The organism is Pseudomonas sp. 2VD (assembly GCF_005503585.1).
Classification (GTDB): Bacteria; Pseudomonadota; Gammaproteobacteria; order Pseudomonadales; family Pseudomonadaceae; genus Pseudomonas; species Pseudomonas aeruginosa.
The window spans coordinates 1-6,785 of the sequence record NZ_SCND01000325.1; the positions used below are offsets into that span (position 1 = coordinate 1).

General features: G+C 69.3%; 7 protein-coding genes and 1 pseudogene. All 8 read right to left on the reverse strand.

Annotated features, from left to right (window positions below):
* The coding region (locus FFS27_RS25835; protein ID WP_256659641.1) for a phospholipase D-like domain-containing protein at positions 1 to 463 on the reverse strand (463 nt) is incomplete at its 3' end.
* Positions 460 to 1,197: an endonuclease/exonuclease/phosphatase family protein gene (locus tag FFS27_RS25840; protein WP_003113649.1), complete on the reverse strand. Its 738-nt coding sequence runs from the start codon at positions 1,195 to 1,197 to the stop codon at positions 460 to 462. The genes FFS27_RS25840 and FFS27_RS25835, both read right to left, overlap by 4 nt.
* Positions 1,194 to 2,132 (reverse strand): DUF72 domain-containing protein, encoded by a 939-nt coding sequence (locus tag FFS27_RS25845; RefSeq protein ID WP_023101284.1) that lies wholly within the window; start codon positions 2,130 to 2,132, stop codon positions 1,194 to 1,196. The genes FFS27_RS25840 and FFS27_RS25845 overlap by 4 nt, the downstream gene beginning before the upstream one ends.
* Positions 2,133 to 2,135: 3 nt before the next feature.
* On the reverse strand, positions 2,136 to 3,383 hold the full coding sequence (locus tag FFS27_RS25850; RefSeq protein WP_003088939.1) for a zinc-dependent alcohol dehydrogenase: 1,248 nt from the start codon (positions 3,381 to 3,383) through the stop codon (positions 2,136 to 2,138).
* A 66-nt stretch (positions 3,384 to 3,449) separates the two neighbouring features.
* Positions 3,450 to 3,866, reverse strand: coding sequence for a CBS domain-containing protein (locus tag FFS27_RS25855; RefSeq protein ID WP_003088942.1), 417 nt, complete (start codon positions 3,864 to 3,866; stop codon positions 3,450 to 3,452).
* A 99-nt stretch (positions 3,867 to 3,965) separates the two neighbouring features.
* Positions 3,966 to 6,116, reverse strand: coding sequence for a glycogen debranching protein GlgX (gene glgX, locus FFS27_RS25865; protein ID WP_003132147.1), 2,151 nt, complete (start codon positions 6,114 to 6,116; stop codon positions 3,966 to 3,968).
* A gap of 12 nt (positions 6,117 to 6,128) precedes the next feature.
* Positions 6,129 to 6,434, reverse strand: a complete 306-nt coding sequence (locus tag FFS27_RS25870; RefSeq protein ID WP_003088948.1) for a DUF2934 domain-containing protein — start codon at positions 6,432 to 6,434, stop codon at positions 6,129 to 6,131.
* A pseudogene (locus FFS27_RS25875) lies at positions 6,431 to 6,785 on the reverse strand (malto-oligosyltrehalose synthase); the annotation flags it as partial. The gene FFS27_RS25870 and the pseudogene FFS27_RS25875, both read right to left, overlap by 4 nt.

Below are 6,785 nucleotides of genomic sequence, written 5' to 3' on the forward strand. Positions count from 1 at the left end.
CCGGACCCTCGACGCGCACCGCGTAGTCCTGCTTGGCCATGTTGCCGCGACGCACCAGGTGGTCCTCGCCGTAGTTGATGCCGCCGACGAAGGCCTGCCGGCGATCGATCACCACCAGCTTGCGGTGCAACCGGCGAAACAGGTTGGTACGCATGCCGAGCAGGCGCGGGCGCGGGTCGAACAGGTGCACGCGAACCCCGGCGGCGGTGAGCCTGGCCAGGTAGTCCGTGCTGAGCGAGGCGGTGCCGTAGCCGTCCACCGTTACCTGTACCTCGACACCGCGCTCGGCGGCGGCGCTGAGGGCTTCCTGCAACTGCCGGCCGACCTCGTCCTCGAAGATGATGAAGGTTTCCAGGAGGATCTCCCGGCGCGCCTCGGCGATGCACTGGAACAGGCGCGGAAAGTACTCTTCGCCGTTGATCAGCAGTTCTACGCGGTTGCCGTCGCGCCAGGGGAAGTTCATGGCTCCACCTCCACCGCCAGCGGCAGGTGGTCGGACAGGTGCGACCAGGGCCGCCGCGAGAGGATGCGCGGCTGGCGCCCGCGGGCATTGCGCAGGTAGATGCGGTCCAGCGGCAGCACCGGCCAGCGCGCCGGGAAGCTGCGCGCCGGCCGGCCCTGGGCGCCGACGAAGACTTCGCGCAGGCCGCAACCAGCGAGCAGGCGGTCGGCGCGCTGGCGCCAGTCGTTGAAGTCGCCGGCGACCACCACCGGCTCGCGCTCCGGCAGGCCCGCCACCAGCTCGCAGAGCAGTTGCAACTGGCGCTGGCGCTGCGCCTCGCGCAATCCCAGGTGCACGCAGACCGCGTGCAGCGGACGGCCGATGTCGATCACCGCATGCAACAGGCCGCGTTCCTCGTTGCCCGCCACCGAGACGTCGAGGTTGCGGTGGGCGAGGATCGGATGCTTGGAGAGCACGGCATTGCCATGGTGGCCTTCGGGATACACCGCGTTGCGCCCGTAGGCGAACTGCGGCCACATGCTGTCGGCCAGATACTCGTATTGCGGCGCCGGCGGCCAGGACGGCAGGCGCGCGGCGTGCAGGCTATGGGAGCCGAGGACCTCCTGGAGGAACACCAGGTCGGCACCGACGCTGCGCACCGCTTCGCGCAACTCCGGCAGGATGAAGCGCCGATTGAACGGGTTGAAACCCTTGTGGGTGTTCACCGTCAGCACCTGCAGGCGCGGCAGGATCATGCGGCACTCTCCCGCAGGTCCTCGGGCAACTGTCCGGGCACCGTGCGCAGGCTGCCGTCGAGTTCCAGCAGCTGCAGGAGGCGCCGGGCGTCGTAGGGGGCGCGCACCTTGACGTCGTTGTCGAAGTAGCAGTACAGGTCGCGCGCCGTCGCCTTCGCCGGTGCGTCCTGGCTGGCCCGGCGCAGGTCGTCGGCCTGGCCGCCGCCGGCCCAGGCGCGGATCCGTGCCTGCCACTGGCCCAGGGCCGCTTCCGAATAGCCGCTGCGGTACAGCTCCTTGTCGCCGTGCAGGCGCAGGTAGAGGAAGTCGGCGCAGACGTCGCCGAGCAGCGGCCACTTGCCGGCGGTATCGGCCACCACCAGGGCCACCCGGTATTCGCGCAGCAGCTCGATGAACGTCGGGTCGACGAAGCTCTCATGGCGGATTTCCACGGCATGCCGCAGGCGCTGCGCCGGATCGCCGTCGAGGTAGCCCTCGCGGTGCAGGCGCGCGGCGCTGTGCCGGGCGAGCTTCTGCGCGGCGGCGCCGTCGCGCGGCAGGCGGGCGAGGAAATCGGCGAACAGCTCGCGGTCGAAGCGCATGCTAGGCGGGAACTGCCAGAGGAACGGGCCGAGGCGCTGGCGCAGGGCGAGGGGGCCGGAGGCGAAGAAGTTCGCCAGCGGCTCGTCGATCTCGCGCAGGCGCCGCACGTGGGTGATGTAACGCGGGGCCTTGACGCTGAAAACGAAGTCCTCGGGGGTGTCCTCGGCCCAGCCGCGGAAGCGCTCGGGCGTCTGCAGGGCGTAGAAGGTGCCGTTGATCTCGATGCTGTTCACCGCCCGCGAGGCGAAGCGCAGTTCGTCCTTCTGGCGCAGCCCCTCGGGATAGAAGTCACCTCTCCAGGGGGCGTAGCGCCAGCCGGAAATGCCGATGCGCAGGCGTGCCGGTGCGCTCATGCATCACCCCCGGGCGCCGCTTTCCGGCGTCGGCCGGCGCGCCAGTTCGTCCACCGCGCGTTCGTCGAGGCGTTCCTCGCTGCCCTCGACCTGGCGCTTCTGCGGCACCAGTTCGACCTTGATCCAGCCGGTCTCGCGGCGGTCGAAGGCTTCGAAGGCCTCGATGGCGTCGCCGATCGGCTTCACCTGGGTGAGGATCTTCGCCGGGTCGATGCGTCCGCTGAGCACATGTTCGAGCAGCAGCGGAATGTACTTGCGATGGTGGCAGTTGCCCATGCGGATGGTCAGGTTGCGGTTCATCGCCAGGCCGATGGGAAACTGCCGCGAGTCTTCGGCGTAGACGCCGATGATCGACAGGGTGCCGGCCTTGGCCAGGCCCTGCACCGCCCACTCCAGGGCCTGTGCGGGGGCGTTGCCGGGACTCCAGCTGGTGCCCTCCTGGCGCGGCGCCGGGGTGGCGGTGCCATGGCTGTGCTCGGCGTCCACGCCGACGGCGTCGATGGCGCGGTCCACGCCGATCCCGGCGGTCAGCCAGCGCAGGGCCTGGACCGGATCCTCGCGCTCGAAGTCGATCACTTCGGCGCCTTGCTGGCGGGCCATGTGCAGGCGGTCCGGGTGGCGGTCGATGGCGAACACCCGGGCGGCGCCGAGGAGCAACGCGCTGGCGATGGCGAACTGGCCGACCGGACCGCAGCCGAACACGGCGACGGTGTTGCCGGGGGCGATACCGGCCAGTTCGGCGCCGAAGTAACCGGTGGGGAAGATGTCCGACAGGAGTATCGCCTGGTCGTCGCTGATGCTGCTGGGCAGGCGGATCAGGCCGATGTTGGCATAGGGAATCCGCGCTTTCTCGGCTTGCAGCCCATGGAAGCCGCCGTTGGCCCGGGGACCGCCGAAGAACGCGGTGCCGGCCTGGCTGCCGCCGGGGTTGGCGACGTCGCACTGGGCGTAGTAGCCGGCTCGGCAATACACGCAATTGCCGCAGGCGATGGTCGAGGGAATCACCACCCGGTCGCCGACCTGCAGGTTGCGCACTTCGTCGCCGAGCGCCTCGACGATGCCCACGCCCTCATGGCCGAGGATGGTTCCCGGACGCATGCCGCCGACGCTGCCACGGACGAAGTGCAGGTCGGTGCCGCAGATCGCCGAGGCGGTCAGCCGCACGATGGCGTCGGTGGGTTCCTGCAGGCGCGGCTCCGCCACGTCTTCCAGGCGGATGTCGCCGATGTCATGGAATACCACGGCTTTCATGGCGTTCTCCCGGTTGGGGCCCGGCCTCGGCCGGAACGGCAAAGGCGGGCCGGGTGGAAGAAAGGCTCAGTAGTGGGCCTGGGCGACGCCCTGCAGGACGGTGGCGCTGGAGGCCTGGTCGCGGCAGCTGGCGATGTTGCCCAGGGAAACCACGCCGACCAGCCGCTTCTCGCGGTTGAGCACCGGCAGGCGGCGCATCTGGATGTCGGCCATGTTGCGGGCCACGTGCTGGACGTCTTCGTCTTCGAAGCAATAGTGGATGTCGCCGCTCATGATGCGGCCCAGCGGGGTATCCCCGGACAGGCCGCCGGCCACCGCGCGGATGGCGATGTCGCGATCGGTGATCATCCCGACCAGGCGGTCGCCTTCGCCGACCAGCAGGGCGCCGCTGTCGATCCTCGCCATGGTGGCGGCCGCCTCGCGGATGCTCTGCTGCGGGTCGGCGACCTGGACGTTGCGGGTCATGATGTCGCTGATCTTCATGCTGTCCTCCTGTGTAGGGTGGATGTGCAGGCGCCGCGTGCGGCACCTAAAGGTTCCGACTGGAGGTGCCGGGGGCGGTTCAGCTTTTTTCCCCGCCGTTCATCCTTCCGCTCCGGCGCCCGGCGGTTGTAGCTCGAACAGCAGGAAACTGCGGCCGCCGACCAGGAACTCGCTGGCGAACGGGTAGCGTTCGCCGAGCGGGTCCTCCGGCCGCTGGGTATCCAGCAGGCAGGACCAGCCGCTGCCTTCGGCCACCTCGGGAAGACGGAAGGACACCGCGTCGTGGTAGGCATTGAGGATCAGCAGCAGGGTGGCATCCTCACCGCTGCGCAGGATCCCGGTGGGTTGCGCGCGGCCATCGAGGAGCACGCCGAGACAGCGGGCGTGCTCGTCGTGCCAGTGTTCCTCGGTCATCTCCTCGCCGCCGGGCGCCAGCCAGGTGACGTCCTTGACCCCCAGCGCCTCGTTGTACTCGCCGACCAGGAAGCGCCCCCTGCGCAGGATCGGATAGCGTTGGCGCAGGGCCAGCAGGCGCTGGGTGAAGGCCAGCAGCGAACGGCCCTCGTCGTCCAGCCGCCAGTCGATCCAGCCCAGTTCGTTGTCCTGGCAATAGACATTGTTGTTGCCCTGCTGGGTGCGGCTGAACTCGTCGCCGGCGACCAGCATCGGGGTGCCCTGGGACAGCAGCAGGGTGGACAGCAGGTTGCGCATCTGGCGCAGGCGCAGGGCGCGGATCTCCGGGTCGTCGGTGGGGCCCTCGCAGCCGTGGTTCCAGGACAGGTTGTGGTCGCTGCCGTCGGCGTTGTTCTCGCCGTTGGCCTCGTTGTGCTTGTGATCGTAGGAAACCACGTCGCGCAGGGTGAAACCGTCGTGGGCGGTGACGAAGTTCACCGACGCGTAGGGCCGCCGTCCACGCTGGTCGTAGAGATCGCCGGAGGCGGTTAGGCGTCGCGCCAGTTCCGGCAGCATGCCGTCGTCGCCGCGCCAGTAGGCGCGCACGCAATCGCGGAAACGGTCGTTCCATTCCGCCCAGCCGGGCGGGAAGCCGCCTACCTGGTAGCCGCCGGGGCCGCAATCCCAGGGTTCGGCGATCAGCTTGCACTTGCTCAGCACCGGGTCCTGGCGGCAGGCGACGAGGAAGCCGTGGCGCTCGTCGAAACCGTCCGGATGGCGGCCGAGGATGGTCGCCAGGTCGAAGCGGAAGCCGTCCACGCGCATCTCTGTGGCCCAGTAGCGCAGCGAGTCGGTGACCATCTGCAACACGCAGGGGTGGCTGAGGTCGAGGGTGTTGCCGGTGCCGGAATCGTTGATGTAGTAGCGGCGCTGGTCGGGCATCAGGCGGTAGTACGAGGCGTTGTCGATGCCACGCATGCACAGGGTCGGACCCAGCTCGTTGCCTTCCGCGGTGTGGTTGTAGACCACGTCGAGGATCAGCTCCAGCCCGGCGTCGTGGAGGTGCGCGACCATCTCCTTGAACTCGTTGACCTGGCCGCTGGCGAGGTAGGCCGGGTGCGGGGCGAAGAAGGCGATGCTGTTGTAGCCCCAGTAGTTGCTCATGCCGTTTTCCAGCAGGTGCTTGTCGTCGACGAAGCCGTGGATCGGCAGCAGCTCGACGCTGGTCACCCCGAGCCGGCGGATGTGCGCCAGCAGGTCGGCGTTCATCAGCCCGGCGAAGGTCCCGCGAACCGCCTCCGGGACCTGCGGATGGCGCATGCTGAGCCCGCGCAGGTGGGCTTCGTAGATCACCGTGCGGTCCCAGGGGACGCGTACCGGCGGGCGCTCGGCCCAGGTGAAGGCCGGATCGATGACCTTAGACTTGGGCACGAAGGGCGCGCTGTCGCGCTCGTCGAAGCTGAGGTCGGCGTCGGCCGAACCGATGGTGTAGCCGAACAACGCCTCGGACCAGCGCAGGCGGCCGACCAACTGCTTGGCGTAGGGATCGAGGAGCAATTTGTTGGGATTGAAGCGGTGGCCGGCATCCGGCTCGTAGGGACCGTGCACCCGGTAGCCGTAGATCTGCCCCGGGTGGGCGTCGGGCAGGTAGCCGTGCCAGATCTCGTCGGTGTACTCGGGCAATTCGATGCGCTCGATCTCCTTTTCCCCGCGCGCGTCGAACAGGCACAGCTCGACCTTGGTCGCGTGGGCCGAGAACAGCGCGAAATTGACGCCGAGGCCGTCCCAGGTGGCGCCAAGGGGGAAGGGGTGCCCTTCGCTGATCCGCGAAGGGGCGGGGCTACGCTTTCTGCTCATGCACTGGACTCCTCATTCGCCCGCTTCGGGCTTGCGGCGGCTGCGCGGCTTGGCCGCCGCCGGTTTTTCGCTGGCGGGCCGCGCCGGGGACGTGGCCCTCGGCTTGCGCGGCTTGGCGGCCGGCGCTTGCAGCAGGGCCGGGGTTTCCTTGGCGGCCTTGGCCCGACCGCGGGTCTTCTTCGGTGCCGCCGCGGCGGCTTCCGCTTCGGCCAGTTGCCGGGCCATGGCCCAGTGGCGTTCGGCCTGGCCGTCGGGGCAGCCCTCGGATTCCCAGATCTGGTAGGCGAACTCTCGTATGCGTTTTTCGTCGGCGCTCATGGGGTCTCCTCCTGGGCGAGGCGGTAAAGCAGGTTGACGGGAAAGTCGGCGAGCACTTCGGACAGGCTCAGGTGCCCGTCGCTGGGCAGCGGCATGGTGGAAAACAGGCCGCTGTAGGTGCATTCGGAGAGACTCGGCGGCAGCAGCAGGCAGGTGTCGCCCCAGGCCTCGGCCGGCACCTGCGGCTGCGTGGCGTGGCCGAGCAGGGCGCAGGCCAGGCGCGGGACCACCACCAGCAGGCAACCGTGACGACTGCGCCGGGCGAAGGCCAGGACCCGCTCGGCATGCTCGCCGCTGACCTCCAGGGGCAGGTAGTCGCCGTCGCGGAACAGGCCCGGCTGCATCCGCCGC